The organism is Vicinamibacteria bacterium (assembly GCA_035570235.1).
In the GTDB taxonomy this organism is placed as follows: domain Bacteria; phylum Acidobacteriota; class Vicinamibacteria; order Fen-336; family Fen-336; genus DATMML01.
On record DATMML010000073.1, the window covers coordinates 69,104 to 92,949 of the forward strand.

The 23,846-nt window shown below is 68.5% G+C and carries 26 protein-coding genes; 12 read left to right on the plus strand and 14 right to left on the minus strand.

All coding sequences use genetic code 11. The features are described from left to right. Positions 1 to 459 (minus strand): transcriptional regulator NrdR, encoded by a 459-nt coding sequence (gene nrdR / locus VN461_13275; GenBank protein ID HXB55753.1) that lies wholly within the window; start codon positions 457 to 459, stop codon positions 1 to 3. 4 nt (positions 460 to 463) lie between these two features. Continuing rightward, complete coding sequence (locus VN461_13280; protein ID HXB55754.1) at positions 464 to 1,597, minus strand: lysylphosphatidylglycerol synthase transmembrane domain-containing protein; 1,134 nt, start codon at positions 1,595 to 1,597, stop codon at positions 464 to 466. A 203-nt stretch (positions 1,598 to 1,800) separates the two neighbouring features. Here VN461_13280 and VN461_13285 point away from each other — a divergent pair, with 203 nt between their 5' ends. The 9 genes from VN461_13285 (at position 1,801) to groL (ending at position 8,773) form a co-directional block, all read left to right on the plus strand. Further along, complete coding sequence (locus tag VN461_13285) at positions 1,801 to 2,379, plus strand: sigma-70 family RNA polymerase sigma factor (protein HXB55755.1); 579 nt, start codon at positions 1,801 to 1,803, stop codon at positions 2,377 to 2,379. A gap of 8 nt (positions 2,380 to 2,387) precedes the next feature. Continuing rightward, positions 2,388 to 3,029 (plus strand): zf-HC2 domain-containing protein, encoded by a 642-nt coding sequence (locus tag VN461_13290; protein ID HXB55756.1) that lies wholly within the window; start codon positions 2,388 to 2,390, stop codon positions 3,027 to 3,029. A 70-nt stretch (positions 3,030 to 3,099) separates the two neighbouring features. Then, on the plus strand, positions 3,100 to 3,642 hold the full coding sequence (locus VN461_13295) for a DUF5668 domain-containing protein (GenBank protein ID HXB55757.1): 543 nt from the start codon (positions 3,100 to 3,102) through the stop codon (positions 3,640 to 3,642). Further along, the gene (locus VN461_13300; GenBank protein ID HXB55758.1) at positions 3,626 to 3,820 is read left to right on the plus strand and encodes a DUF5668 domain-containing protein; all 195 of its coding nucleotides are present in this window, start codon (positions 3,626 to 3,628) and stop codon (positions 3,818 to 3,820) included. The genes VN461_13295 and VN461_13300 overlap by 17 nt, the downstream gene beginning before the upstream one ends. Continuing rightward, a complete protein-coding gene (locus tag VN461_13305; protein HXB55759.1) occupies positions 3,817 to 5,205 on the plus strand; it encodes a hypothetical protein in 1,389 nt (462 codons plus the stop codon). The genes VN461_13300 and VN461_13305 overlap by 4 nt, the downstream gene beginning before the upstream one ends. A gap of 172 nt (positions 5,206 to 5,377) precedes the next feature. Further along, positions 5,378 to 6,262 carry a phosphoribosylaminoimidazolesuccinocarboxamide synthase gene (locus tag VN461_13310; GenBank protein ID HXB55760.1) on the plus strand — a complete coding sequence of 295 codons (885 nt, stop codon included), beginning with the start codon at positions 5,378 to 5,380 and terminating at the stop codon, positions 6,260 to 6,262. Between the two features lie 151 nt (positions 6,263 to 6,413). Then, complete coding sequence (locus VN461_13315; protein HXB55761.1) at positions 6,414 to 6,581, plus strand: helix-turn-helix domain-containing protein; 168 nt, start codon at positions 6,414 to 6,416, stop codon at positions 6,579 to 6,581. 141 nt (positions 6,582 to 6,722) lie between these two features. Beyond that, the gene (gene groES / locus VN461_13320; GenBank protein ID HXB55762.1) at positions 6,723 to 7,010 is read left to right on the plus strand and encodes a co-chaperone GroES; all 288 of its coding nucleotides are present in this window, start codon (positions 6,723 to 6,725) and stop codon (positions 7,008 to 7,010) included. Between the two features lie 134 nt (positions 7,011 to 7,144). Beyond that, positions 7,145 to 8,773 (plus strand): chaperonin GroEL, encoded by a 1,629-nt coding sequence (gene groL / locus VN461_13325; GenBank protein ID HXB55763.1) that lies wholly within the window; start codon positions 7,145 to 7,147, stop codon positions 8,771 to 8,773. Between the two features lie 162 nt (positions 8,774 to 8,935). Here groL and VN461_13330 read toward each other — a convergent pair whose 3' ends face one another. From VN461_13330 to VN461_13340, 3 genes are all read right to left on the minus strand, one after another. Beyond that, positions 8,936 to 9,469: a hypothetical protein gene (locus VN461_13330; GenBank protein HXB55764.1), complete on the minus strand. Its 534-nt coding sequence runs from the start codon at positions 9,467 to 9,469 to the stop codon at positions 8,936 to 8,938. 34 nt (positions 9,470 to 9,503) lie between these two features. Continuing rightward, positions 9,504 to 11,513 carry a TonB family protein gene (locus VN461_13335; GenBank protein HXB55765.1) on the minus strand — a complete coding sequence of 670 codons (2,010 nt, stop codon included), beginning with the start codon at positions 11,511 to 11,513 and terminating at the stop codon, positions 9,504 to 9,506. Positions 11,514 to 11,655: 142 nt separating this feature from the next. Further along, positions 11,656 to 12,462 (minus strand): PEGA domain-containing protein, encoded by an 807-nt coding sequence (locus tag VN461_13340; protein HXB55766.1) that lies wholly within the window; start codon positions 12,460 to 12,462, stop codon positions 11,656 to 11,658. Positions 12,463 to 12,907: 445 nt separating this feature from the next. On the opposite strand from VN461_13340, the gene VN461_13345 reads away from it, so the two are divergent. After that, positions 12,908 to 14,632: a hypothetical protein gene (locus VN461_13345; protein ID HXB55767.1), complete on the plus strand. Its 1,725-nt coding sequence runs from the start codon at positions 12,908 to 12,910 to the stop codon at positions 14,630 to 14,632. A 255-nt stretch (positions 14,633 to 14,887) separates the two neighbouring features. On the opposite strand, the gene VN461_13350 is transcribed toward VN461_13345, so the two are convergent. From VN461_13350 to VN461_13365, 4 genes are read right to left on the minus strand one after another with little or no spacing between them, the layout of a single operon-like run. Further along, on the minus strand, positions 14,888 to 15,358 hold the full coding sequence (locus tag VN461_13350; GenBank protein HXB55768.1) for a hypothetical protein: 471 nt from the start codon (positions 15,356 to 15,358) through the stop codon (positions 14,888 to 14,890). After that, positions 15,355 to 15,855: a hypothetical protein gene (locus VN461_13355; GenBank protein ID HXB55769.1), complete on the minus strand. Its 501-nt coding sequence runs from the start codon at positions 15,853 to 15,855 to the stop codon at positions 15,355 to 15,357. The genes VN461_13350 and VN461_13355 overlap by 4 nt, the downstream gene beginning before the upstream one ends. Beyond that, positions 15,852 to 16,382 carry a hypothetical protein gene (locus VN461_13360; GenBank protein HXB55770.1) on the minus strand — a complete coding sequence of 177 codons (531 nt, stop codon included), beginning with the start codon at positions 16,380 to 16,382 and terminating at the stop codon, positions 15,852 to 15,854. The genes VN461_13355 and VN461_13360 overlap by 4 nt, the downstream gene beginning before the upstream one ends. Beyond that, positions 16,379 to 17,215 (minus strand): hypothetical protein, encoded by an 837-nt coding sequence (locus VN461_13365; GenBank protein HXB55771.1) that lies wholly within the window; start codon positions 17,213 to 17,215, stop codon positions 16,379 to 16,381. The genes VN461_13360 and VN461_13365 overlap by 4 nt, the downstream gene beginning before the upstream one ends. A 118-nt stretch (positions 17,216 to 17,333) precedes the next feature. Between VN461_13365 and fusA the strand changes: the two genes are divergently transcribed. Both fusA and VN461_13375 read left to right on the plus strand, forming a co-directional pair. Continuing rightward, positions 17,334 to 19,433 carry an elongation factor G gene (gene fusA / locus VN461_13370; protein HXB55772.1) on the plus strand — a complete coding sequence of 700 codons (2,100 nt, stop codon included), beginning with the start codon at positions 17,334 to 17,336 and terminating at the stop codon, positions 19,431 to 19,433. A gap of 40 nt (positions 19,434 to 19,473) precedes the next feature. Next, entirely contained in the window at positions 19,474 to 20,805 is a 1,332-nt protein-coding gene (locus VN461_13375; GenBank protein ID HXB55773.1) for a TonB family protein, read from the plus strand. 13 nt (positions 20,806 to 20,818) lie between these two features. Here VN461_13375 and rplQ read toward each other — a convergent pair whose 3' ends face one another. From rplQ to rpsM, 5 genes are all read right to left on the minus strand, one after another. Then, positions 20,819 to 21,313 (minus strand): 50S ribosomal protein L17, encoded by a 495-nt coding sequence (gene rplQ / locus VN461_13380; GenBank protein HXB55774.1) that lies wholly within the window; start codon positions 21,311 to 21,313, stop codon positions 20,819 to 20,821. Between the two features lie 40 nt (positions 21,314 to 21,353). Then, entirely contained in the window at positions 21,354 to 22,349 is a 996-nt protein-coding gene (locus VN461_13385; protein ID HXB55775.1) for a DNA-directed RNA polymerase subunit alpha, read from the minus strand. 66 nt (positions 22,350 to 22,415) lie between these two features. Next, complete coding sequence (gene rpsD / locus VN461_13390) at positions 22,416 to 23,051, minus strand: 30S ribosomal protein S4 (GenBank protein ID HXB55776.1); 636 nt, start codon at positions 23,049 to 23,051, stop codon at positions 22,416 to 22,418. Positions 23,052 to 23,060: 9 nt separating this feature from the next. Next, positions 23,061 to 23,453, minus strand: coding sequence for a 30S ribosomal protein S11 (gene rpsK / locus VN461_13395; GenBank protein HXB55777.1), 393 nt, complete (start codon positions 23,451 to 23,453; stop codon positions 23,061 to 23,063). Positions 23,454 to 23,463: 10 nt separating this feature from the next. After that, positions 23,464 to 23,844 carry a 30S ribosomal protein S13 gene (gene rpsM, locus VN461_13400; GenBank protein ID HXB55778.1) on the minus strand — a complete coding sequence of 127 codons (381 nt, stop codon included), beginning with the start codon at positions 23,842 to 23,844 and terminating at the stop codon, positions 23,464 to 23,466. Between the last annotated feature and the right edge of the window lie 2 nt (positions 23,845 to 23,846).

Below are 23,846 nucleotides of genomic sequence, written 5' to 3' on the forward strand. Positions count from 1 at the left end.
TCACTCCCGCGTCTCCAAGAGCCCCTTGAGGGTGGCCATGAACTGGTCCACATCCTTGAAGTCGCGGTACACGGAGGCGAAGCGGACGAAAGCCACCTTGTCCAGCTCGCGCAAGCGCTCCATCAGGAACTCGCCGATCTGGTCGCTCGGCACCTCCCGATCGGGGCTCTCGTGGACCTTGGACTCCACCCGGTCCGCGATCGATTCCAGGGTCTTCACCGGCACTGGCCGCTTCTCGCACGCCTTGAGCAGCCCGGCCAGGACCTTCGCGCGGTCAAAACGCTCCCGGCGCCCGTCCTTCTTGACCACCAGGTGGGGGATCTGGTCGATGCGCTCGTAGGAAGTGAAGCGCTTTCCGCAGCCAAGGCACTCCCGGCGGCGGCGGATGACCTCGCCTTCCTTGCTCTCCCGGGAGTCCACCACCTTGTCTTCCATGTGGGAGCAGAAGGGACATTTCATGGATTCAAACGCGGCGCGCCGCGTCCCCCCTTTCGGAGCCGGGCGGGACCGTACCCACCCGCCGCGCTCCGGCGTCTTCATCATCATCTTCACGATCCCGCCGCGCGGGGGGCCCGTCCCCGGGTTTCTCCTCCGTCAACTGCGCCACCCGTCCGAAGGTGAGGCCCTCCCGGCCCAAGAGCAGCAAGCCCAAGACCAGCACGGGCAGGTTGCTGAGGGCGTGGGCGGCGGTGCCCGCGGCGGCGGCCGTGTCCTTGTCGACGCCGAAGGCCTGGTTCATGGCCAGCAAGTAGAACACGTGGAACCCCCCCACCATGCCGGGGGTGGGGATGGCCACCCCCACGGTGAGAAAGGCGATGAGGAGGAAAGTCGAGTGGAAAGGAAGGGTCAGGCCGAAGGCCGCGTTGTTCCAGTAGAAACCGAGCGCGATCACTAGCCAGATCAGGAACGATTGCGCCTGTATGGCCAGCAAATGGGGGGCCGGGGCCTGGAGCACGGCCAGCCCTTCCCCGAAGGCGCGCAGGGCCTGGCTGAGCCAGGCCGCGAGCCAGCGCGGGAAGCGGAGGAGGAGCCGATCGATCACACCCATGGCCCGGTCGGCATGGAGATGGAAGGCCAGGAGCAGGCCGACGAGGGTGAGTGCCCCCACCCCGGTCAGGATGCCGGCCATCTTCAGGAAGCCGAGCAGGGGTCCCCGAGTCTGGGCCTCGGGTACGGGAAGGACGTACAAGTAGAGGACGAAAAGGCACAAGACCGTGATGAGGTCCACCAGACGCTCGAGGATGATGGTGGCAAAGGCGGCGGAGGTCGCGATCCCGTGACGCCGGGCCACGAGGTAGGGCCGCACGATCTCTCCTGCCCGGGGGACGAGTTGGCCCGACATGAAGCCAACCATGGTGGCGGAGAAGAGGCGCGGAAAGGGTACGCGAGCGAGGGGGGAGAGCAGGTAGCCCCAGCGCCAGGCTCGGGCCAGGTAGGTGAAGACGGTGGCGAGCACGACGCCCGCCAGGTAGGTGGGGTTGGCTCCCCGCAGCGCGCGCAGAAGACCTGTCCAGTCCACCCCGCGGAAGAAAACAAAGAGCAAAGCGACGGCCACAAGGCCGCCCGCGGCCAGCCGCCAGCGCTGTCCCGAGCTCAAGAGCTTCTCACAAAGCCTTTTTCTTCATAGACTTGATAGCGGATCGGGACTTTACTACACTGCCGGACGGAGCGTCAAACTCAGGGAGATCGCTCGGGGCCCGGTCGGGAAGGGTTCTCGCCCGCTCCTTTTTCGAACCCCGAAACCGCCCGTTTCGTTCCCTTCTGTTGGCAGGGGTAGGATCCTGGAGACACCGGCGACCGTTGACTGAGAGCGACCACGATCTCCTACCCGCGTGCCGGCGGGGTGATCAGGCGGCCTGGCGGGAACTCGTGGCCCGCCACACCCGCAAGGTCTTCGGACTGGCCTACCGCTTCACGGGGCGCGTGGACGAGGCGGAGGACCTGACCCAGGAGGTGTTCATCAAGGTGTATCGGACCCTCGACCGCTACCACATGGGCGACGGCTCTTTCTCGGCCTGGCTCATGGCCGTGGCGCGTAACCAGGCCATCGATCACTATCGCCGGGGACGACAGGAGCACCGGCACCGGGTCGAGCAAGACCCCGCATCTCTGGAGGCCGTGGCTTCCCGGGAGGAGGGGCCCCTCCGCATCCTGGAGCGGGACGAGCGGGTGAAGTTCGTGCACCGGGGGCTGCGGGCCCTCCCCCCGGAATTGAGGGAGCCCCTCATCCTCTGCGATCTGCAGGGGCTGCCCTACGAGGAGATCGCGGAGACCCTGGAGATCCCGCTCGGCACCGTGAAGAGCCGCATCAACCGGGGGCGTCTTGAGCTCGCCAAGCGTCTCCTGGGGCGCGGCAGCGAGTACCGAGAACATGCGTGAGGAATAGTATGGACTGCCGCCGAGCGGAGGAGCTTCTTTCCGACCACTACGAGGGAACCTTGGATCCCCTGCGGCGGGCGGACCTCGACGCCCACCTGAGCGGCTGCGCGGACTGCCGCGCCCTCCGCGCCGCCCTCGGGGACGTGGTTGAGGCCTTGCGCACCTTCCCCGTCCTGGAGCCGCCGGCGCGGCTGGCGGAGCGGGTCGCCGCCGCGGCCCTGGCCCCGCGCGTCGCCGCCCCTTCCCCTTTCGCCCCGCGCGGGGTGCGCATCCCCGCCTGGTTGCCCGCGGCGGCGGCCGGCCTGGCTCTCGTCACCACGGGAGCGGCGCTGCTCGCCACGGGGCCCGAGGGGCCTACCCGCGCCGCCACCCGTCTCCTGGACCGCACGGTGAACGCGGGTGTCTACCTCATCGAGCGGAAGGACCGCCTGGTGGAGGACGTCCGCATCCTGCGCGTTCTGATCGGAACCGCCTTCGAAGGACGACTGGACAAGATGAACGATCGCGTAGATGACTACCGGCGTCTGCTGGAACGTCGCCGCAACGCGGAAGAGGATCAGAAGAAGAGCCGGGGCAGTGCCGCCACCGGGTCCTCGATCCTCACCGCCCGCCTCCGGACTTTTCGAACGGGGGCGGGCCTCGGCTCGTAGACGCCTTTGAACAAGGACGGCCACAGGGGGGGCGCGACGCGGTTCCCCGGCCGACATTAAGGAGCACTCGATGAGCAGTGACCTCACCGATCCGAAGTACGCCTCCCCGCCCGGCGCCCCCGCGACGCCCCTGCCCTCCCCCGTTCCGTACGCGAGGCCACCCAAAAGCCCCGGCTTGGCCCTCTTCCTCTCCCTCTTCCCTGGCCTCGGCCAGATCTACAACGGCCAGCCCGCCAAGGCCGTCGCCTTCTTCTTCGCCTGGGTGGGGAGCATCTACGGGACCGCCGCCGTCAACCCGTTCCCGTTCGCGTTCCTGATCCCTTTCGTCTACCTCTACAACCTGGTCGACGCATTCCGTACCGCGACCCTCATTAACGACCGGCACGCCGGGGGCACAACCGAGGTCGAAGAGACGGGCCGGGAGTCCCCGGCTTGGGGCGCCTCACTGGTGCTAGGCGGCCTCCTGCTCCTGGCCAACAACCTGGGCTGGCTGGACCTCATCTCGCTCCAGCGGTTCTGGCCGCTCCTCCTGATCGCGGCCGGTGTTCTCTTCATCTACGCGTCGATCCGAAAAGGCAAAGAAGGAGAAGGAAGCAGTGGCGGGCGGCTTTAGGGCCGAAGGGCTGGTCCTCGGCCTCCTTCTCGTGGCGGTGGGCGTTCTCTGGACGCTCTCCAACCTGGGCCGGATCGAGCTTCTGACTACCCTCCGCACCTGGTGGCCGCTCGCCCTCGTGGTGTGGGGCGTGGTGGAGCTGGTCGCGATGGCGGTCCGGGGAAAGGGGGCGGAGTGAGCGCGCGCAAGATCGGCCTTCTGGCCCTCATCCTGGGCCTGGGGGCCGCGTTCGAGACCACCTACACCCTACGCCGCCACATCGACATCGGCCCCGCCGGCTGCCGCGTCCTCGGGGGCAAGTTCTACGGCAAGTCCTTCCGCTTCGAGGAGCCGAGCCACCACGAGACCCCAGCGGGGACGCGGGTCGAAGTGGTCAACGCCTTCGGCGCGGTGCGCCTAAGAGCGGGGACTCCGGGTAGAGTCGAAGTCGTGCTCACGAAGACCGTCTACCTCGAGAGCGAAGAGCGCGCCCGCGCGTTTGCGGCCCGCATTGTCCTGAGGGCGGAGCGGGAGGGTCCCGTCCTCCGGCTCTTCACCAACCGCAACGAGCTGGAGCGACGCGACGACGTGGGCTTCGAGACTAGCTTCGACATCGAGGTGCCGCCAGACACCCCGGTGGGCGTGCGCAATGAGCACGGGGGAGTGGTTGTCCGGGAGGTGGCCCGGGCGGAGGTGGAAAGTTCCTTCGATACCCTCGAGGTGGCGCAAATCGCGGGACCCGTCAGTCTCAAGAACCGCCACGGGGACGTGCACGTCTCCGGGGTAAAGGGGACCCTCGACCTCAACGCCCGCTTCGGGGACGTGGAGTTGGAGGACGTCGAGGGCCGGGTGACCCTGGACCTCCAGCACGGGAAAGCCTCCGGGTCGCGGCTGGGCGGCCTCCACGCCACCGTGGCCCACGGCGATCTGTCGGTGGAAGGGGTTGGCGGCGACCTCGAGGTCAAAGGCGAGCACACGGGGGTCACGGTCTCGGACGTGAGCGGCGGGGCATCGGTGCAGACCTCGTTTGAGGGAGTCACCCTCACCCACGTGGGGGGCGATGCTCGCGTCAGGGCCGAGCATGGCAGGGTGAAGGCGACCGGGGTCAAAGGAGCGCTCTGGGCGCAAGCGAGCTTCGGGGGCGTCGAGCTCGTGGATATTGGCGGCCCGGCCGAGGTCACGGTCGAGCACGGCGGTCTACAAGGTCGAGATCTCCAGAAGGGGGCGCGCGTCAAGGCCTCCGGCGACGACGTCGACCTCGAGGGCTTCCGGGGGCCGCTGGCCGTCGAGGCGGACCGGGCCAGCGTGCACCTCATCCCCCAGGGTCCCCTCGTCGATCCCATCTCCGCCAGCACGCGGCATGGCGGCATCCACTTGGAGGTCCCCGCGGGCAGCCGCTTCGATCTGGAGGCCCGTACCCACCGCGGAGAAATCCAGGTGGACGTGCCCGGGTTCACCACGACCCACGCCGCGGCCGGGAGCCTGACGGGAAGGCTGGCGGGGGGCGGCAGCACGGTCCGGCTCGCGGCCGAGGGCGGGGACCTGAGCCTGACCGCGCGGGTCAGCGCCGCCCAGGGTCCCTGACCGCGAACCGGCGACGAAAATTGGCCCGCCGTCGCACCGCGCTTTCTTTCTTGCGTCGCGGTCGCCCCTTCCGGTAGACTCCCGGGTCTCCGCAAGACCACACCCTCGTGGGACTGTAGCGGGGGGCATCCGCGTGGCAGCCAACCTCCCTCTCAAACTCGGCGACACCCCGCTGCTCGAAACCCGGATTCCGTCCCTCCCCTTGTGGCGACGCGGGAAGGTCCGCGATGTCTACGATCTCGGGGACCGTCTCCTGATGGTGGCCACCGACCGCTTGAGCGCCTTCGACGTCGTCCTCCCCACCGGTATTCCCGGCAAGGGCGTGGTGCTGACCCAGCTCTCGCTCTTCTGGTTTCGTCTCCTTGGGGACGTGGTCGGGCACCACGTGCTCACGGCGGAGGTTGAGGGCTACGGCGCGGAGCTCGCCCCCTACCGCCAGCAGCTCGAGGGGCGGTCCATGCTGGTGCTGAAGACCGAGCCCTTGCCCGTGGAGTGTGTCGTCCGAGGCTACCTCACGGGCTCGGGTTGGAAGGACTATCGATCCACGGGCGCGGTCTGCGGAATACCTTTGCCCGCCGGCCTCAAAGAGTCGGAGCGGCTGGATCCGCCCATCTTCACCCCCGCCACCAAGGCCCAGACCGGACACGACGAGAACATCTCGTTTGCGGTCATGGAGAGCATCGTCGGTGCGGCACGGGCGCGGGAGGCGCGGGAGGCGAGCCTCGCCCTCTACCGGCGAGCGTGCGTGCACGCCGAGGCGCGGGGCATCTTGCTGGCCGACACCAAGTTCGAGTTCGGCCTGCGCGACGGGGCCCTGGTCTGGATCGACGAGGCCCTGACGCCCGACTCCTCGCGCTTCTGGCCCAAGGCCGGCTACACGCCGGGTCGATCCCAGCCCAGCTTCGACAAGCAGTTCGTGCGCGACTATCTCGACGCGGCGGGCTGGGACAAGACACCGCCGGGACCTGAGCTACCACCGCAAGTGGTGGCGCGCACTCGCGACACCTACCTGGAGGCTTGGCAGCGACTGACTCGCCCCGAGGAGAGTCTGCGGTGATGAAGGTCACGGCGCCTCCGGTGAAGCGGGGGCATCTTCGGGGTCTTCCGCAGCTTGGCTGCGATCGATGGTCCTCGGGCCCGAGGTTTCGGGGCCGAGAAAGAAGGAGCAGTATCCGGTGAAGCAGCTATTGGAATCACTTGTCTCGGAAATGATCGATAAAGGTATTCTGTTCGTTGACGCGCGCCGGGAATTCGAGAAGAGATTCATCGCCCGGGTTCTTCAACGTCATCGGGGCAATCTCTCGCGGGCGGCCAAGGATCTGCGGATCCACCGGAACACGCTGGGCAAGAAGATCGAGGAGTACAAGCTCCTCTAGCTGAGCGCCCCGGGCCCCTCCCGGGGGCCCCTAGCACTCACCTTGACAGAGCGCCAGAGCGAGATCTATACTGGCGATCGTCGGGGGTGAGTGCCAATTCCTCCCCCCAAATAGTTCTAGAGAGGAGACATACGCATGAACCTGAAAGTGCAACCGCTTCACGACCGACTGCTGGTGCGCCGTATTGAAGAGAAGGAGACGGTCAAGGGTGGGATCATCATTCCCGACACCGCCAAGGAGAAGCCGCAGGAGGGCGAGGTGCTCGCCGTCGGCAACGGAAAGATCCTGGAGAACGGCACCAAGATTGCCCTGGACGTGAAGGTCGGCGACAAGATTCTTTTCGGGAAGTACTCGGGCACGGACATCAAGATCGACGGGGAGGAAGTGCTCATCCTCCGGGAGGACGAGGTTCTGGCCCGCCTCGGGTAGCGGAGGGTCCCATCTCTTTCTTATCCCCGCGCGCCCGCGGAATTGAGTCCGGCTCAGGGTGCGTGGTTTGCGAGACCGGCGCCCTTGGGCGACGCGGTTAGGCTAGACAGTCAAGACATAGGAGATTCCGTTACATGGCGAAACAGATTACATACGGCGATGAGTCGCGACAGGCGATCCTTCGCGGTGTCAACCGACTCGCGGACGCGGTCAAGGTCACTCTCGGCCCCAAGGGCCGCAATGTCGTCCTCGACAAGAAGTTCGGCTCCCCCGTCATCACCAAGGACGGGGTCACGGTGGCCAAGGAGATCGACCTCAAGGACCCGCTCGAGAACATGGGTGCGCAGATGGTGCGCGAGGTCGCGAGCAAGACCAGCGACGTGGCCGGCGACGGCACCACCACCGCTACCGTCCTCGCCCAGGCCATCTACCGCGAGGGTTCGAAGAACGTGACCGCGGGAGCCAACCCCATGGCCTTGAAGCGCGGGATCGAGACCGCGGTGGGCGTGGTGGTGGAGGAGTTGAAGAAGCTGAGCAAGCCGGTCAAGGGCAAGATGATCGCCCAGGTAGGCACCATCTCCGCCAACAACGATCACACGATCGGCGGGATCATCGCCGAGGCCATGGAGAAGGTGGGTAAGGACGGCGTGATCACGGTCGAAGAGGCCAAGACCCTCGAGACCTCGCTGGAGGTGGTGGAGGGAATGCAGTTCGACCGCGGCTACCTCTCCCCCTACTTCGTGACCGACCCCGAGCGCATGGAGGCGGTTCTGGAGAGCGCCCTCGTGCTCATCCACGAGAAGAAGATCTCGAACATGAAGGACCTCCTGCCCGTGCTCGAGCATGTGGCCAAGCTCGGCAAGCCCCTGGTCATCATCGCGGAGGACATCGAGGGCGAGGCCCTGGCCACCCTGGTGGTCAACAAGCTCCGCGGCACCCTGCACGTGGCCGCGGTCAAGGCCCCGGGCTACGGGGACCGGCGCAAGGCCATGCTGGAAGACATCGCCATCCTCACCGGGGGCAAGGCCATCACCGAGGACCTCGGCATCAAGCTCGAGAACGTCAAGCTGGATGACCTCGGCCGCGCCAAGAAGATCACCATCGACAAGGACAACACCACCATCGTCGAGGGTGGGGGCAAGCCCAAGGACATCGAGGGCCGGGTCAAGCAGATCCGCACCCAGATCGACGAGACCACCTCCGACTACGACCGGGAAAAGCTGCAGGAGCGTCTGGCCAAGCTGGTCGGTGGAGTGGCGGTCATCAAGGTAGGAGCGGCCACCGAGACGGAGATGAAGGAGAAGAAGGCCCGGGTGGAGGACGCCATGCACGCCACCAAGGCCGCGGTCGAGGAAGGCATCGTGCCCGGCGGTGGCGTGGCCCTGCTCCGCTCCGTGAAGGCGGTCGAGGCCATCAAGGCCGACGGCGACGAGGCGGTGGGCGTCAACATCATCCGCCGCTCGCTCGAGGAGCCCCTCCGCCAGATCGCGGGCAACGCCGGCTTCGAGGGCGCGGTCGTGGTGGCCAAGGTCCGGGACCTGAAGGCGGAAGAGGGCTTCAACGCCCTGACCGAGGACTACGAGAACCTCGTCGAGGCGGGCGTCATCGATCCCACCAAGGTCGTCCGGTCCGCGCTGCAGAACGCGGCGTCCATCGCTTCCCTCCTGCTCACCACCGAGGCTCTCATCTCCGAGATCCCGGAGGAGAAGGAAGACAAGGCCCCGGGCGGCGGCGGCATGCCCCACGGCGGCGGAATGTACTAAGGGTCGCTAGTAAACAAACAAGCTGCGAAGGGAGGGCGTTACGCCCACCCCGGGCAGCGGACGCAGAGGGGGTGCGAAGCCGCACCCCCTCTTCTTTGGGGAGGAGGCGCCTCACCTCGCGCCGAAGGCCAAGGCCGCAGGAGAGCGCGGGCCGGCCGCCCCTCACTTCTTGTTCTCGCCCCCGTTTGCACCCTGGTAGTCCCGGATGAACTCGTCGCAATGCCGGCCCAGCGCCTCCAGCATCAGCTGGGGTCCACCCCTGCCCACGCTGCCCGCATGCCAGGTGGAGGCGTTGACGATGATCGCGGGTTTGCGGACCAGGGAGGCGGCCTGCCGGAGGTTCAAGGTGGTGCCGTAGACCTGGCCGCCCGGCTTCAAGGGCTCGACCTTTACGCCCACGTGCAAAGAGGGAAACCCGGGCGGGCTCAGCCGGCCCTTCGGGTCGTCGACCAACGGAATCCCTCCCTGCCGCAGGCGTCCCTCGACCGCGGCCCGGATGGTCTCGGCCGTGATGCCGGCTTTCTGGGCCTGAGCATCTGGAGGCTCCACCACCAACCGCACGCCGGTCAGACCGACGAGGGGGGCGCGTCGGGCCTCCTCCGGCGAAGGGCCTTGGGCCAGGGCCCCGCCCGCTAGGGCGAGCACTAGGACCAGGGGCAGGGCCCCCCCCCGACGTCGGTCCCCTGGAGCGCGCATGCTCACCCTTTGCCGGCCCGGGAACCGATCCCGGCTACTTGGGAAGCTCGAACCTGACCCGGACCGACATCCACACCTTCACGGGGACGCCGTCCTTGGTGGCGGGGCGGTAGTGTCGCCGTTTGACGTTCTCGACCGCGGCCTCGTTCAGTCCCGCCTTTCCGCCCGCGGCCTGGACGACCTGAGCGTCGCTCACGTTCCCCCGCTCGTCCACGAAGACGTTCAGCTCGACGGTGCCCTCCACGCGCTGTCGGAGGGCGATGGGCGGGTATTGGAGGGGCGGGCTCTTCTCCGCCACCGGCGCGATCACTCCGGAATCGCTGAGGTTTACGAGGGTCCCCGGGCGGATGGGGGCGGGCGGCGCGGGCGTGGGCTCCGGGGTCGCGGCGGGGGCCGACGGCGGCGGTGCCTGCTCGGCGGCGCGCACCTGCTCCGCCCGGGCCAGCTCCTCCGCCTTGCGCCGCTCTTCGGCCAGGCGCGCTTCCTCGGCCTTCCTCTGCTCGGCCAGATTCCGGAGCTCCTCCCGCTGTTTGGCTTCCTGTTCGGCCTTGGCCTGCTTCCGCGCGTCGTCCTGCACCTGCTGGAGGGCGGTGGGGTCCACGGCCTGGCCGCGCGCCTTGGCCTGGGCCTCCAACTTCTTTTTCGCCTCCTCCGCCGCCTTGCCCTCGGCCGCGACCCTCTCCGCCTCGATGCCCGCTAGCTTATCCTCCAGCTCCTTCACACGTTTCTCGGCCGCCACCGCCTCCGCGCTGAGCGTGGGGGGAGCCTGGACGGGGGGCGGGGGGGTCGTGTGGGATAGGAAGTAGTAACCGACGCCCGCGATCAGGAGGATGGCGGCCGCGCCCACGAGGAGGGGCGTCTGGCTGCGACTCGCTCCCTTGTGGAACGTGAAGCCCGCTGCCGCCTCCTTGGGGCTATGCCCGGGACTGACCTCGAGGGGAGCGGGCGCGGCGGGCGGAGGAGCGGTGACGGGCTCCGGGTGCAGGTTGGCTTCCGCCCGCGGCGGGGCCGGCGCCTTGGCCTCCACGCTCTCCGTCCGGGCCGGGGACGGCTCGGGCGTGAGGGGTCGGGCTTGGGGCTTGGCCTCCTCGGCCACGAATTCGTGGTAGCTGGCCTCCCGGTCCTCCTTGACCGCCTTGGCCTCCTGCTCGATGTCGTCCCGATAGAGCGAGTGCATGAAGAAGGCGAGGTTGAATGTGGTGGGGGTGAAGTCGCCCGAGAAGAGGAGGGCGTCGATGGCCTTCCTCATCTCCTGCACCTCGGAGTAACGCGTGGACGGCTCCGCACCCAGGGCCTTCTGTAGGATCTCGACTAGGGGCGGGCTCAGGGAGTCGTCCTCCCCCGCTGGGCTTTGGAGCTTGGCGACCGGGATGCGAGCGGCCAAGTCCGCGCCCGCCGGGGATTGTCCGGTGAGCATCTCAAAGAGCACGGCCCCCAGCGAATAGACGTCCGAACAGCCATCCCCGGCCCCCCCCGCTGCCTGCTCGGGGGCGAGGTAGGCCAGGGTCTCCTCCGGGAGGGCATCGCGGAGGCGGCTCGGCCAGTAGCCGAAACCTTTGACCCGGACCTCTCCCTCGTAGGACACGAGGATGCACCCGGGGTTCAGGAGGCCGTGAAAGTATCGGTCGCCGGACTCCAGTCGGCGGGCCTGGGCCCCCTCCAGCGCCGAGCAGACTTTGCTCGCGATCAGGAGAGCGTGCTCCACCGAGAAGGGGAAGGCCTCCTGTCGACAACGCTCCAGGATGGCCCGCAAGTTCTTGCCCTCGATGAACTCGTAGGAGATGTAGTAGGTCTGGTCTACCTTCCCGATGCCGAAGATCCTGAGGATGTTGGGGTTCTGGAGCTGGGCGGCCAACTTCGCCTGGTCCATCAGACTCCGCGCCGTCTCCGCGTTCCCGGAGATGGCGGGCTTGAGGCGAAGAATGGTGACAAGCTTTTCAAGGCCCGCCGGGCCCAGCTTGGCCGCACGGTACTCGGGACCCAGACCGGTGCTGTCGGTCTCCTCGAGGAGGACGAGCTTCCCGAACCTTTCCCTCTTGGCCATGGACTTGAGCTCGCCTTCGCGAGCTCGGGTGGTTCGAAAATTTAGCACGCGGCGTAGAGACCCGTCAACGCAGGGTCTCCCCGGGCCCACGTGTGGCCGCGGGCGGGGCTGCGGGAGGCGAGCCCGCCGCGGTGGGCAGGTTCTAGGGGCGCTGCAGAGTCACCGCCAGCTGGCGGGTCTCACCCTTCTCGATCTCCACCTCCCGCTCCTGGGGGCGGAAGCCGGGCCGCACGACCTCGATCGTGTGGTGGCCGGGGCTAAGATGGAGGAGCGTGACGTCGCGGGCCGTGCCCTGGAACTGGCCGTCCACGTAGACGGTCGCATCGCGGGGCCAGGCCCTCATTCGAAGCTCACCGGAGTCGGGGTCTTCTGCGGCTGGCTCACGTTCCCGGTCGTCGTACCGCCGGCGATCAAGGCTGCCGTCGTCCGTCATCTCCGGGCGGGGATCCTCGGAGCGGTAACCCAAGTCAGAGTAGGGAGCGTAGTAGCCGGAGCCGGAGACGCCGTAATAGAAGGGGTCGTAGAAGGTGTCGTAGTAGTAAGGCCACCCGAAGTACAGGGACCCATAGAAGGGGGAGCCGTAGTACCCGCCGTAGTATCCGCGGTTGTACGGGTAGCGGTAAGGATACCGGCCTCTTCCCGTGCCGGCCGGAGGGTGACGCCGCTCGGCCAGGCCGAGGCCTGACCGCGATTGTGCCCACTCCGAGCGGTGGCCGCTAGAGTGGCCGATCGCAGAACTTGTGGAGGCCGAGGAGTGCCCGCCGTGGGAGAAGGAATGGGAACTAGAAGAACCCCCACTTTGACTGTGGCCGCTTCCCCCGCTGTGGCCACCTCCCCCACCGTGGCTGCCACCCCCGCTGTGGCCACCGCCCCCGCCGTGCGAGTCCTTGGCCAAGGCCGGTTGACTTACCAGAGCCAAGGCCACCGCGACTGCCAAATGTCGGGTCATCGACCCCTCCGCACTCCCCCGGGCTTCGGGCGTACCCTCCGCGGTCGCTCCCGCGGGCCCCCCTGGGACCGGACGGAACCCGGGCGTGCACCTTCCACGGTAGCGGGAAGTTTGGGGGGTGGCAAGTGGTTTTATTGGCCAGGCCAAAAGACCCTTCCTATCAATGAATTATGCTCACTGCCTGACCCAGCGCGGCCCCAGGCCTCTCGGGACGGGCCAACGACCGTCGATCTTCTTATCCTCGTCGAGCGCTTAGACGAACGCGACCCCGCCGATTGCGACAAGCAGAGGCTGCCCAAGGCGACTACGACCGAGCCGACGTCGGTTCGTGGTACCGTGGAATCCTGACTGGTTCACATGAGAGGCCCTCCGGCCAGGAGGGCCGGAGGCAAAGGCGCGTGGAGCGACGAGAGCCCCCCGACGCTTGGCGGACTCGGCAGGAAGCGTGAACGGTACGTCGAGGGCGCCGACTCCGAATAGTCGCCCCGCGCGACGTCTCGCCCTTGCCCTCGCCCTGGGCGCCGCGGCCTGTTCCCCGTCTCCCAGCCCACCCGGCCCTGCCGCGCCCCTGCCCACCGCGGCTCTGCCCTGCGGCACCGAGGTCCAAGGGGCCCGTAACCTCGCCGTGCTCCACCGCTACTGGCAGCAGACCAGCCCACCCAGCACGAGCGCGGCCGGGGCTTTGGACCGCGATGTCAATAACGTGGCTCTGCTTCTGGACCGCGGGGACCTGGTCGTGCGGCGCAACCCGTTTGATCTCGACGCCGCATCTCTGCGCTTTGCGCCCAACCGCGGGGGCGGCTACGACGTGGTCCGCCTGAGCCTCCCCCTGGATTCAGGGGGGACGCCCCTGAGCATCGTCACCGGCGGGTCGGCCGCCGTGGGCCTTCCCTTTCCCTTCCCATTCTTCGGCACAACATTCACCCAAGTCTTCGTGAACGCCGACGGCAGCTTGACCTTCGGAGCGCCCGATACCGGGGAAGGCGAGCAGGGTCTGGCCCGGTTCCTGGCCGGGCCGCCCCGGGCCGCGGCTTTCCTCGCCGACCTGGACCCCTCCCGGGGCGGCACGATCGCCGCCCAAGTGCTTGCCGACCGCGCCGTCATCCTCTGGACGGGAGTACCAGGAGGGGGACAGATCAACCACAACACCTTCGAGATCACCCTCCACGCGGGAGGGGTCCTGGAGATGGTCTACGGCGAGATGCAGAGCCGCGAGGCCGTGGTGGGAGTGTCTCCCGGCTCGACGCGGGATGTGACCCCGGCCGACCTCTCCGTCGGACATCCGGCCGGGAGCACCGGGGCGCTGGCGGAGCGCTTCAGCGAGACCGAGAAGTTGGACCTCGTCTCCGTGAGTCGCCGTTTCTTCGCCCGCCACCCCGACGTCTTCGAGCAAATCGTCATGTACACCACCCGCCCGCTCAATCCCGTAGCGGGCACGCTCGCGTTCGAGCTGAACGTCAGGAACGACATCCAGGGCATCGGTCTGGAAACAGGCCTGGACGAGACGGGGCAGTGGGGCAGCGCGGGTGGCCTGGCCAGCGTGGTCTTCATGGACTCCATCGACCAGTACCTGGAGGTGGACGGCTTCGAGATCCTGGGTCATGAGGTCGGGCATCGCTGGCTGGCCCGGGTCCAATTCCGGGATGGCCGCGGGTCCCTGAGCAACGCGCTCCTGGGCCGGGGCCTCGTCCACTGGAGCTTCTTCATGAACTCCGATGCCTCGGTGTTAGAGGGAAACCGGATCGCGGACCGCGGGGGGGGCCATTTCGAGACAGTGGACATCACCCGAGGGTACAGCGCGCTGGACCAGTATGTGATGGGGATGCGACTGCCCGAGGAGGTGCCGCCCGTCTTCTACGTCGACGAGCCCGACAACTTTCGTCCCAACCGGTCCTTCAAGTTCTCGTCCGCGCCGGAAGCGGGCATCAGTTTCACCGGCACCCGGCGGGACGTCCGAATCGAAGACATGATCGCGGCCCTGGGCCCGCGCGTCCCGGACGCCCTCCACGCTCCCCGACTCCTCCGGCATGCCTTCATCCTGGTGGCCGACGATGTCGCTCCCGCCACGGCCGACCGTCTACAGGCCCTGGCCCGCATCCGCAGCCGTTTCGGGCCCTACTATCTCGAGGCCACCGGAGGGAGGGGGGCCGTGGACTCGACGCTGCCCTAGAGGCAGGGGGGCTTCACCGCCAGCGACCGAAGGTGAGGGCGAAGATGCCCTCCATGACGGCCCAGGTGAGGGCGGCCGCCAACGCGCAGCCCACCACCCCTGACAGCAGCTCAACCCCGACTTCCATGGCCCGCCTCCCGCCGGGTAGATGGCGAGGGGCGTGCCAGGCTTCCGGGCCTTGTCGGGCAAGGAGTTGCCGCCAGAGCGGAGCGCCCTCGTGGCCGGACGCGGACGCGAGCGTGTCCGTGCGAACACTCAAGGGGGCAGCAGGAGCGTCAGTTCCCGACCCTCGGGGTTGCGGAGGCGAACGCCGGACTCCTCGTCGATCGAAAGGACCTCGTGTCCTCCCACGCGCTCGCCGATCCTGGCCAGGGTCACCTCGCCGGAGAGCGCGAGTACGGCCTGCAAGGCCCCGCCCTGGTGCAGAATGCCGACCAGCCGCAGGGCAGCTTCGGCAGGGACCGGGGTTGGCGACCGGGCAGCGGCGACCGGCCGGTGGGGGCTCGGGGGGGCGGGCTGGTCGGCGTAACGAAAAATGTCACGACTGGCGGCCGGGCCGGCCTCCTCGGGGTCCGGGGCGGAGGGGCTCGCTTCCAGGGAGGGGACGGGGGGCGGGGATGGGGAAGGAAGCCCCACCGGCCCCGAACCACGACTCAAGACCACGAGCAACAGGACCAGGCCCCCGGCCGCGGCCAGGAGCCGCACCCCGCGGGCCATGGCCGTCACGGCCGCTCCGTCAGGCTGAAAGCGATGAGATCCAGGGAGAGGCCGGCCGAACCCGGCCTCAGCCGAACATTCTCCAGGACCAGGCCTGTGCCGGGCCGGACGAGGTGACCAACGAGGCGCAGGATCTCCGCGTAGCGGCCATCCGCGGAGACCTGGACCCGGGCCCCCACCGGGGGACGCCCCGCGGTGACAGCCAACCGCGCCCCGGAAACCGGGGCCCCCTCCAGTGATGCCACCACCGAGCGGCGCAGCCGCACCACGGGGTCACCAGGACCGCTGGTGGCGGCGGCCACGGCCGCGGTCGCCTTGTCCTCCGCCGCCGCCTGCCGCTGCTGCGCGGCGAGGCGGGCATGCAGGCCGGGACGCTCGGCGCGCGCCCGCCCCACCGCGGCCTCGGTATCCGCCGCCACCCGGTGGGCGGGAAGAGTGACCCCCGCGTAGAGTAGGCCCGCCCCCAGCAAAAGGAGTGCGGCGAGCACGCGCGCGCTCGTCCTCACTCGCGGAGGCTCCCCGGCGGCCTGTAGGTGGCGCGTACCGAGGCCCGCACCTCGCCGTCTCGGTTCTCGGTCCCCGGCGACACCGCGGAGATCCGGGGCGACTCGGTCAGCCGCTTTAGGAAGAGGTCGTAGGCCTGGGCCCGGCGGGCAACCACCTGCAGCTCCAGCTCGACCCCCCGGCCGTAGGCGAGCCCCACTCCGTCCAGCCGCACGTCCGGCGGCACAAGCGCGGCAAGGTCGGCAACCACCCGGGGGGGAGGCGCCTCTGTGGTGAGGAGGACGCGGGAGGCCAGACCCTCTTCCCTTCCCGAACGCGACTCGAGGGCACGCAGCCGGTCGCGGGCCCCCTCGCTGTCGCGCCGCGCCTCCTCGAGCCGGCTGCGCGCGATCTCGACCGCGGACTGCGCGCGACCGGCCGCGTATCCGGAGAGGGCAAACACCGCGACCGCCGCCGCCAAGAGCCCCGCGTCCCAAAAGGACAGGCCCGCCCGTCGGGGGTGGCCAGAGAAGTCGCGTCCCTGACTCATGCCAGGGCCGCTCCCAACCATGGGCGCTCCGCCGCCTCCGGCGGCGAGCCCACCCCCGGCAGCACCGCCGCCAGTTCCACCGCTTGCCCGGCCCCGGCGAGGTCATCCCGGAAGCTCCGCGCCCCCACCCCCGTGACCCGGAGGCAGGGCGGATCCCCCGCGCCCGAAGGCGCGGTGCGGGCAGCCTCCTCGCACACCCGCTCCGCTTCCCCCGGCCCGGGGTCGCGCCGCCGACTGCGGAAAGCGCTGAGCCTGCCACCCTCAAAGGCGGCCAGGGAGAGGGCGGCGTCCCCGAGCACGATCTCCACCGTCCGGGCCGGACGCGGTTGCCGCAGGAGGCCGGCGAGGGCGACCAAAGGCGCGAGGTCGACGCGGTCGGTCTTAAGGCCGGCGGCGGCAGCCGCGGCCTCGTAGCCCGCCACCACGTCCCGGCGCACCGCGGCCGCCAGCAGCCGCCGTCCATCCAGGGGTAGGAGGTCGACCGCGGCCTCCCCCACGGGATAGGGGAGGGCCGGCCCGAGCCGGAAGCGTGCGTATTCGTGCGGGTCGGCCCCCTTCGGCGCTTCCAAGAGGAGGACCCGGGCGAGGCCGTCAGGGAGGATGAGCGTCACCCCACCCGGACCCAAGGCCTCCCGGAGACGGACGAGCGCCGCCGACACCTCGGCCGGCCGGGCCAGGTTGGAGGTGAAGGCGGAAACGAGGAGCGCCCCGGGGGGTAGGGGCACTATCTCCAGGGAGCGCAGCCGGGGACCACGCAGGCCCCGCACAAGCCGGGCCCCCGCCACCGACGCCGCGTCGAAGGCCACCAGCCGGAGGGATGGAAACCAGGCCACGATCCTGATTATAGACCCGGCCCGCGCGGGCTTCCGGCGGCCGGGGGGCGCAGTGGTATGATCCGGCCCCGCGCTCCGGGGGCCCTCACGGGAGCATCCCGGGCCAGGGAGGAGAGGCATGAAGGTCTACGACGCCCCCAACATCCGCAACATAGCGCTCGTCGGTCATGGCGGATGCGGCAAGACCTCGTTGGCCTCAGCCATGCTCTTCGACATGGGGGCGGTGAACCGTTTGGGCCGCGTGGACGACGGAACGGCGCCCACCGACTTCGATCCCGATGAGATCGAGCGCAAGATCAGCCTCCAGACCGCCCTCGCCTGGGGGGAGTGGCGGAAGACCAAGATCAACCTCCTCGACGCGCCCGGATACGCGAACTTCCTGGCCGAGGCGCAGGCGGCGCTGCGGGTGGCGGACGCTGCCCTGGTGGTGGTGGATTCGGTGGCGGGGGTGGAGGTTCAAACGGAGAAGGTCTGGGCTTACGCGGAGGAGTATGGGATCCCCCGCCTGATCGTGGTCAACCGCATGGACCGGGACCGCGCCTCCTATGCCCGGACGCTTCAGTCCCTGGAGCGGGCCTTCGGCCGGGGAGCGGTGCCCGTGGTCATCCCCCTGGGCGAGGAGAAGGGCTTCGTGGGCGTGACCGACCTCCTCACCGAGAAGTCCGACGTGTACAACGACGACCAGAGCGGGAAGTTCCAGGCCGTGGAGGTGCCCCCAGAGTTCCGGGAGATGGAGGGGGCTCAGCGGGACCGACTCGTGGAGATGGTGGCAGAGAGCAACGAGGAACTCATGGAAGCGTTCTTCGAGAAGGGCACCCTGCCCCAAGCCGACCTCGTGCGGGGCCTGCGCCAGGCGGTCCTGGCCGGCCGCATCTTTCCCGTCCTCCCCGCATCCTCACTCCGCAACGTGGGCCTGCAGCCGATCCTGGACGCGATTGTGGACCTCCTGCCCTCCCCCGCGGAGCGGGGTGAGGTCGAGGGTACGGATCCCGTGCGCAAGACGGAGACCGCACGCAAGCCGGCCGCGGATGCGCCCTTTTCCGCGTTCGTGTTCAAGACCATCGCGGATCCCCATGCCGGCCGACTCAGCCTATTCCGTGTCTACTCCGGAACCCTGAGATCCGACAGCAACGTCCACAACGCCTCCCGCGATGCGAGCGAGCGGGTGGGAGCTCTCGAGTTGCTGCAGGGCAAAAACCAGACCCCCGTCCCGGAGATCCAAGCCGGAGACTTGGGGGCGGTGGCCAAGCTCAAGGAGACCCAGACCGGCGACACTCTCTGCGACAAGGCCAGCCCCATCAATTATCCTCCCCTCGTCTTCCCGGAGCCTGCAACCACCTTCGCCATCGAGCCCAAGACCCGGGGGGATGAGGACAAGATCTCGGCCGCCCTCCAGCGGCTCATGGAGGAGGACCGGGTGCTCCGCCTCACCCGCGATCCCCAAACCCACGAGATGCGGCTCTCGGGGATGGGCCAGCTCCATATAGAAGTGGTGGTCGGCAAGCTTCGCAAGCGCTACAAGGTCGAGGTCAACCTCAAGAAGCCCAAGATCCCGTACCGCGAGACAATCAAGGCACCGGCGGAGGGCCACGGCCGCCACAAGAAGCAGACGGGCGGGCACGGGCAGTTCGGGGACTGCAAGATCCGCATGAAGCCCCTCTCCCGGGGCGAGGATTTCAAATTCGTGGACGACATCTTCGGGGGATCGATCCCCAAGAACTTCATCCCCGCGGTGGAGAAGGGCATCCAGGAAGCGCGGCTGCGTGGCTTCGTGGCCGGCTACCCCATGGTGGACTTCCAGGTGGAGCTGTATGACGGCCAGTACCACGACGTGGACTCTTCGGAGATGTCGTTCAAGATCGCTGGCTCCCTCGCCTTCAAGGACGCGGTGGCTAAAAGCCGACCGACGCTCCTGGAGCCCATCATGAAGGTGGAGATCGCGGTCCCCGAGGAGTTCGCGGGAGCGGTGATGGGCGACCTCTCCAGCCGCCGTGGCCGGCCCCAGGGAATGGAGCCCAAGGGAAGCCTCCAGGTCATCCGCGCCGAAGTGCCCATGTCGGAGATGCTTTCCTACGACGCCGAGCTCACGTCGATGACCGGGGGCCGCGGCTCCTACCACATGGAGATGGGACACTACGACGAGGTGCCCGGGCACCTGCAGGAAAAGATCGTGGCCGCAGCCCGGGCGGAGCGGGGAGAGGTAAAGGAGGAGGAATGACTCTTGTCCGGCGGGGGCCCAAATGCGCTAGAGTGGAAGCATGATGCGTGTCCAGCCAGGAGCGGTCCTCCTCTGGGGTCTCCTCGCCGCCGCCGCTCCGGCCGCCTCCCAGGATGCCCCCGTGCAGGCGGGGAGCGGCGGCGTGCCCATCCCCAAGCGGACCAAGACCGTAAAGCCCGAGTACCCGGCCGAAGCCCAGGCCCGCGGCGTCGGGGGGATCGTGATCCTGGAGCTGGTGATCGACACCGCGGGAAAGGTGGCCGCGGTCCAGGTGATCCGGAGCGTGCCTCCCTTCGATGAGGCGGCGGTCACCGCGGCCCGTCAGTGGGAGTACGAAGTCATCAAAATGAATGGAAAGCCGGTGAGCGTCCGCCTAACCGTCCCCATCAGCTTTCTCGTGAAGCTGCCGGAGATCAAGCGGCAAGCCGGCATCCCTGAGCTGCGGCAGGGGGCAAGTCCGGTCTTCCCCCCCGACGCCCACGAGTCGGCCTCCGTGACCGCCGAGTTGACGCTGGATGCGGATGGCCAAGTGGCCGACGCTCAAGTGGTGACGGGCACCATGCCCTGGTCGGCAGCCCTGGAGCAAGCCCTGCGCACCTGGCGCTTCGCGACCGACGGCACGAACGCCATCGTCTCGTTCCGCGTGGAGGCTGACTTCGTAGCCGGGAGCAAGGGCAACCCACCCCGAGTGGACCTCCGCCTCACCGGCCTCCGCCGCAGCGAGTCACTGCCCCCCGGCCAAGCGTCCCCCCCGGCGGCGCCGCCCGCGAGCGCGGCCGTGCCCGGGGAGGTTGCGGCCGCGCCCGCGGCGGGGGCGGCCGGGCCCCTGGCCAGCCCCGCTCCGAGCCCCGCCCCGGTGACCAGCGGCGAGGCAGGCGCGGCGGCCAAGGCGGCGCCCACGGCCGGACCGAGCCCAGGGCCATCCCCGGCCGCGCCCGCCCCCGAGCCCAGCCCCGTCCCCCGACCGTCTCCCGCGGCCGGTTCCCCGTCCACAGAGACGATGACCGCGCCCCCTCCCGATACGCCTCCCGGGGCCGCCACCCCCGCCCCCGTCACGGAGTCAGGCGTCTCCGCCATCCGGGACGTCGTCTTGTCCGAAGGGGTGCCCGATCTCGCCAAGGGCCGGCGGCCGTCGCCGCCCCCCTTGGCTCGGATGGCGGGGGCCTCGGACACGGTGGAGGTCCGCTTTGCCGTCAATGCCGCCGGGATCACGACCGTGCAGAGCGTGACCGGTCCCGATATCCTGAAGCCGTCGGCGGAGCAGACCGCGGCCTCTTGGGTGTTCCGGCGGACCAGTGCCATGCGCCTGCACCTGTTGGCCGTCTTCACCTACAGCCGGGACGCCGCCTCCGCCGCGGTGCGACCGGAGTAGGTCGGGGCCGCCTCTACTCCGCGGCCGCGCCCTCTTTGGGCTTGCCCTTGGCCTTCTTGTCGCTCTTGGGTTTGCTCTCGCCCTTGGCCTTGGGGGGCGCCGCCTCCTTGGCTTTGCCCTTCTCGTCCTTCTTCTTGGGCTGATATTCCGAGCCCAGCAGCTCCAGGATCGCCATCTCCGCCCCGTCTCCCTTGCGGGGACCGAGCCGAAGGATGCGCGTGTAGCCCCCGGGCCGGGTGGCGTAGCGAGCGCCTAGGCTGTCGAAGAGCTTCTTGACTACTCCCGGGTCCTGGATGTCCCGGGAGACGAGCCGGCGGGCGTGCAGCCGGTCGTCCTCCCGCTTGGCCAGGGTGATCAGGCGCTCCGCGTAAGGCCGAAGCTCCTTGGCCTTCATCAGGGTGGTGCGGATCCGCTCCCGCTCGAAAAGGGCGGATGCCATGTTGCGCAGGAGGGCGATCCGGTGGGGTGTGACCCGTCCCAGCTTACGGTGCGCGACTCGATGTCTCATAGTTTCCGGCGCTCGCTGCTTTTGGTCGTGCCGACCTGGCCTAGCGCTCCTGTTGGGGCTGGGGGTAGTTGTCGAGCCTCATGCCCAGGGAGAGCCCCATGCCGGCCAGGATCTCCTTGATCTCGTTCAGGGATTTCCGGCCGAAGTTCTTGGTCTTGAGCATTTCGCTCTCCGTCTTCTGAACCAGCTCCCCGATGGTGCGGATGTTGGCGTTCTTGAGGCAGTTGTAAGAGCGGACGGAGAGCTCCATCTCGTCCACGCTCTTGTTGAGTTTCTCCCACCAGACCTCGCGGTCCTGCTCGGAGAGCTCCACCGGCGTGCCCTCCACTTCTTCTTCGTCCTCCTCAAGGTTGATGAAGATGGTCAGGTGGTCCTTCATCAGCTTGGCGGCCAAGCCCACGGCGTCGCGTGGGGTGACGGCACCGTTCGACCAGACCTCGAGGGTGAGCTTCTCGTAATCGGTGGCTTGGCCCACGCGCGCCGCGTCCACGAAGTAGTTGACCTTCTTGATCGGCGAATGCACGGAGTCGACGGGAATCCAGCCGATGGAGAGGTCCTCGTCAAAATTCTTGTCCGCGGAAACGTAGCCCCGGCCCTGCTTGACCCGCATCTCCACGGAGAGGGTCGAGCCCTGGCCAAGGGTCGCGATGTAGGCCTCGGGGTCCAAGATCTCGACGTCGGGGTCGGGTGTGATGTGCTTGGCCCGGATCTCCCCTGCCTCCGAGGTCTTGAGAATGAGGCTCTTGGGGTGCTCCACGTGCATCTTCAGGGGCACCCGCTTGAGGTTGAGGATGAGGTCGGTCGTGTCCTCCATGGCCCCGGGGATGGGGGAGAACTCGTGCAGCACGCCCTCCACCCGCACCGCGGTAATGGCCGCCCCTTCGATGCTCGAGAGCAGCACCCGCCGCAGGGCGTTCCCTACGGTGGTGGCAAAGCCCCGCTCGAAGGGCTGCGCGAAAAAGCGTCCGTAATGGTCGGTCAGGCTCTCCCGCTCGACCTCGAGGCGCTTCGGCTTCTGGAACCCTTTCCACAGCATTTTCTGAGAGTCCTCCATGGCCCGGATGACCGCGGGCGGTTCGCCCGCTTCCCCGGGCCGCGGTTCTTACTTCGAGTACAGCTCGACGATGAGCTGCTCCTGGATCGGGAAGTTCACGTCGTCCCGTGCGGGCATCGACAGGACCTTCCCCTTCATCCCGGCGGCGTCCAACTCCAACCACTTAGGGACGCCCCGGCCCTTGACCGCCTCCACCGACGCGGCCACCAGCCCGTTCTTGGCCGCCCGCGGGGCTAGGGCCACCACGTCGCCCACCCGCACCTGGAACGAGGGCACGTTCAGCTTCTTCTCGTTGATGCGCACGTGCCCATGGCGCACGAGCTGCCGGGCCTGGGCCCGCGAGCTCCCGAAGCCCAACCGGTAAACCACATTGTCCAACCGCCGCTCCAACTTGCTGAGCAGGGTCTCTCCCACCACGCCCTTCTCCTGAGCGGCCCGGTCGAAGGTGAGTGAGAACTGCCCTTCGAGCATCCCGTAAAGGCGCTTGGTCTTCTGCTTCTCGCGGAGCTGGAGGCCGTAACCCTGCAACTTGCTCTTCACGCGGCCCCCCTTGCCATGCTGGCCGGGAGCGTAGTTGCGCTTCTCGATCGCGCATTTCTCGGTGAAGCACCGGTCGCCCTTCAGGAACAGCTTCATCCCCTCGCGGCGGCAGAGGCGGCAAACCGAACCAATGTATCGAGCCATATTGCGTCCTTAAACCCGACGCCGCTTGGGGGGGCGGCAGCCGTTGTGGGGGATGGGGGTCACGTCCCGGATGGACTTGATCTCCACCCCCGCCGCCTGCAGGGCGCGGATGGCCGACTCCCGGCCGCTGCCCGGACCTTTGACCCGGATGTCCAGGGACCGCAGCCCCGAGTCCTTGGCCGCGGTGGCGCAGGCCGCGGCCGCCTGCTGGGCGGCGAAGGGGGTCCCCTTGCGCGAACCCTTGAAGCCCAGCGTCCCCGCGCTGGACCAGGTCACCACGTTGCCTTCCAAATCGGTGATGGTGACGTGGGTGTTGTTGAAGGAGGCGTGTACGTGGGCGATACCGTGCACCACGTGCTTCTTCTCCTTCTTGGCTTTCTTAGCGCCGACGACTTTGGTCATCTCGTGTCTCCTAGACCTTCGCTGCGGCCTTGGGGCGGATCATGGCCCGGCGCGGGCCCTTGCGGGTGCGCGCGTTGGTGTGGGTGCGCTGGCCGCGCACGGGCAGGTTCCGGCGATGGCGCATGCCCCGGTAGGAGCCGATCTCCATCAGCCGCTTCACGTTCATGGCCACGTCCTTGCGGAGGTCGCCCTCCACCCCGCCCTCGCTGTCGATGATCTTGGCGATGCGGCTGGCCTCCTCCTCGGAGAGGTCCTTCACCCGGACGTTGCGGTCGATCCCCGCCCGGCCCAAGATGCGGTTGCTGCGGGTCGGCCCGATGCCGTAGATGTAGGTGAGCGCCACCTCGACCCGCTTCTGGCGCGGAAGATCGACGCCTGCGATGCGTGCCATTC

What these genes read in the sequence shown, in the direction of transcription:
- nrdR (HXB55753.1), bottom strand. Translation starts at nt 459, where the DNA reads ATGAAATGTCCCTTCTGCTCCCACATGGAAGACAAGGTGGTGGACTCC.
- VN461_13290 (HXB55756.1), top strand. Translation starts at nt 2,388, where the DNA reads ATGGACTGCCGCCGAGCGGAGGAGCTTCTTTCCGACCACTACGAGGGA.
- VN461_13295 (HXB55757.1), top strand. Translation starts at nt 3,100, where the DNA reads ATGAGCAGTGACCTCACCGATCCGAAGTACGCCTCCCCGCCCGGCGCC.
- VN461_13315 (HXB55761.1), top strand. Translation starts at nt 6,414, where the DNA reads ATGATCGATAAAGGTATTCTGTTCGTTGACGCGCGCCGGGAATTCGAG.
- groL (HXB55763.1), top strand. Translation starts at nt 7,145, where the DNA reads ATGGCGAAACAGATTACATACGGCGATGAGTCGCGACAGGCGATCCTT.
- VN461_13330 (HXB55764.1), bottom strand. Translation starts at nt 9,469, where the DNA reads ATGCGCGCTCCAGGGGACCGACGTCGGGGGGGGGCCCTGCCCCTGGTC.
- VN461_13335 (HXB55765.1), bottom strand. Translation starts at nt 11,513, where the DNA reads ATGGCCAAGAGGGAAAGGTTCGGGAAGCTCGTCCTCCTCGAGGAGACC.
- VN461_13340 (HXB55766.1), bottom strand. Translation starts at nt 12,462, where the DNA reads ATGACCCGACATTTGGCAGTCGCGGTGGCCTTGGCTCTGGTAAGTCAA.
- VN461_13360 (HXB55770.1), bottom strand. Translation starts at nt 16,382, where the DNA reads ATGAGTCAGGGACGCGACTTCTCTGGCCACCCCCGACGGGCGGGCCTG.
- fusA (HXB55772.1), top strand. Translation starts at nt 17,334, where the DNA reads ATGAAGGTCTACGACGCCCCCAACATCCGCAACATAGCGCTCGTCGGT.
- VN461_13375 (HXB55773.1), top strand. Translation starts at nt 19,474, where the DNA reads ATGATGCGTGTCCAGCCAGGAGCGGTCCTCCTCTGGGGTCTCCTCGCC.
- rplQ (HXB55774.1), bottom strand. Translation starts at nt 21,313, where the DNA reads ATGAGACATCGAGTCGCGCACCGTAAGCTGGGACGGGTCACACCCCAC.
- VN461_13385 (HXB55775.1), bottom strand. Translation starts at nt 22,349, where the DNA reads ATGCTGTGGAAAGGGTTCCAGAAGCCGAAGCGCCTCGAGGTCGAGCGG.
- rpsD (HXB55776.1), bottom strand. Translation starts at nt 23,051, where the DNA reads ATGGCTCGATACATTGGTTCGGTTTGCCGCCTCTGCCGCCGCGAGGGG.
- rpsK (HXB55777.1), bottom strand. Translation starts at nt 23,453, where the DNA reads ATGACCAAAGTCGTCGGCGCTAAGAAAGCCAAGAAGGAGAAGAAGCAC.
- rpsM (HXB55778.1), bottom strand. Translation starts at nt 23,844, where the DNA reads ATGGCACGCATCGCAGGCGTCGATCTTCCGCGCCAGAAGCGGGTCGAG.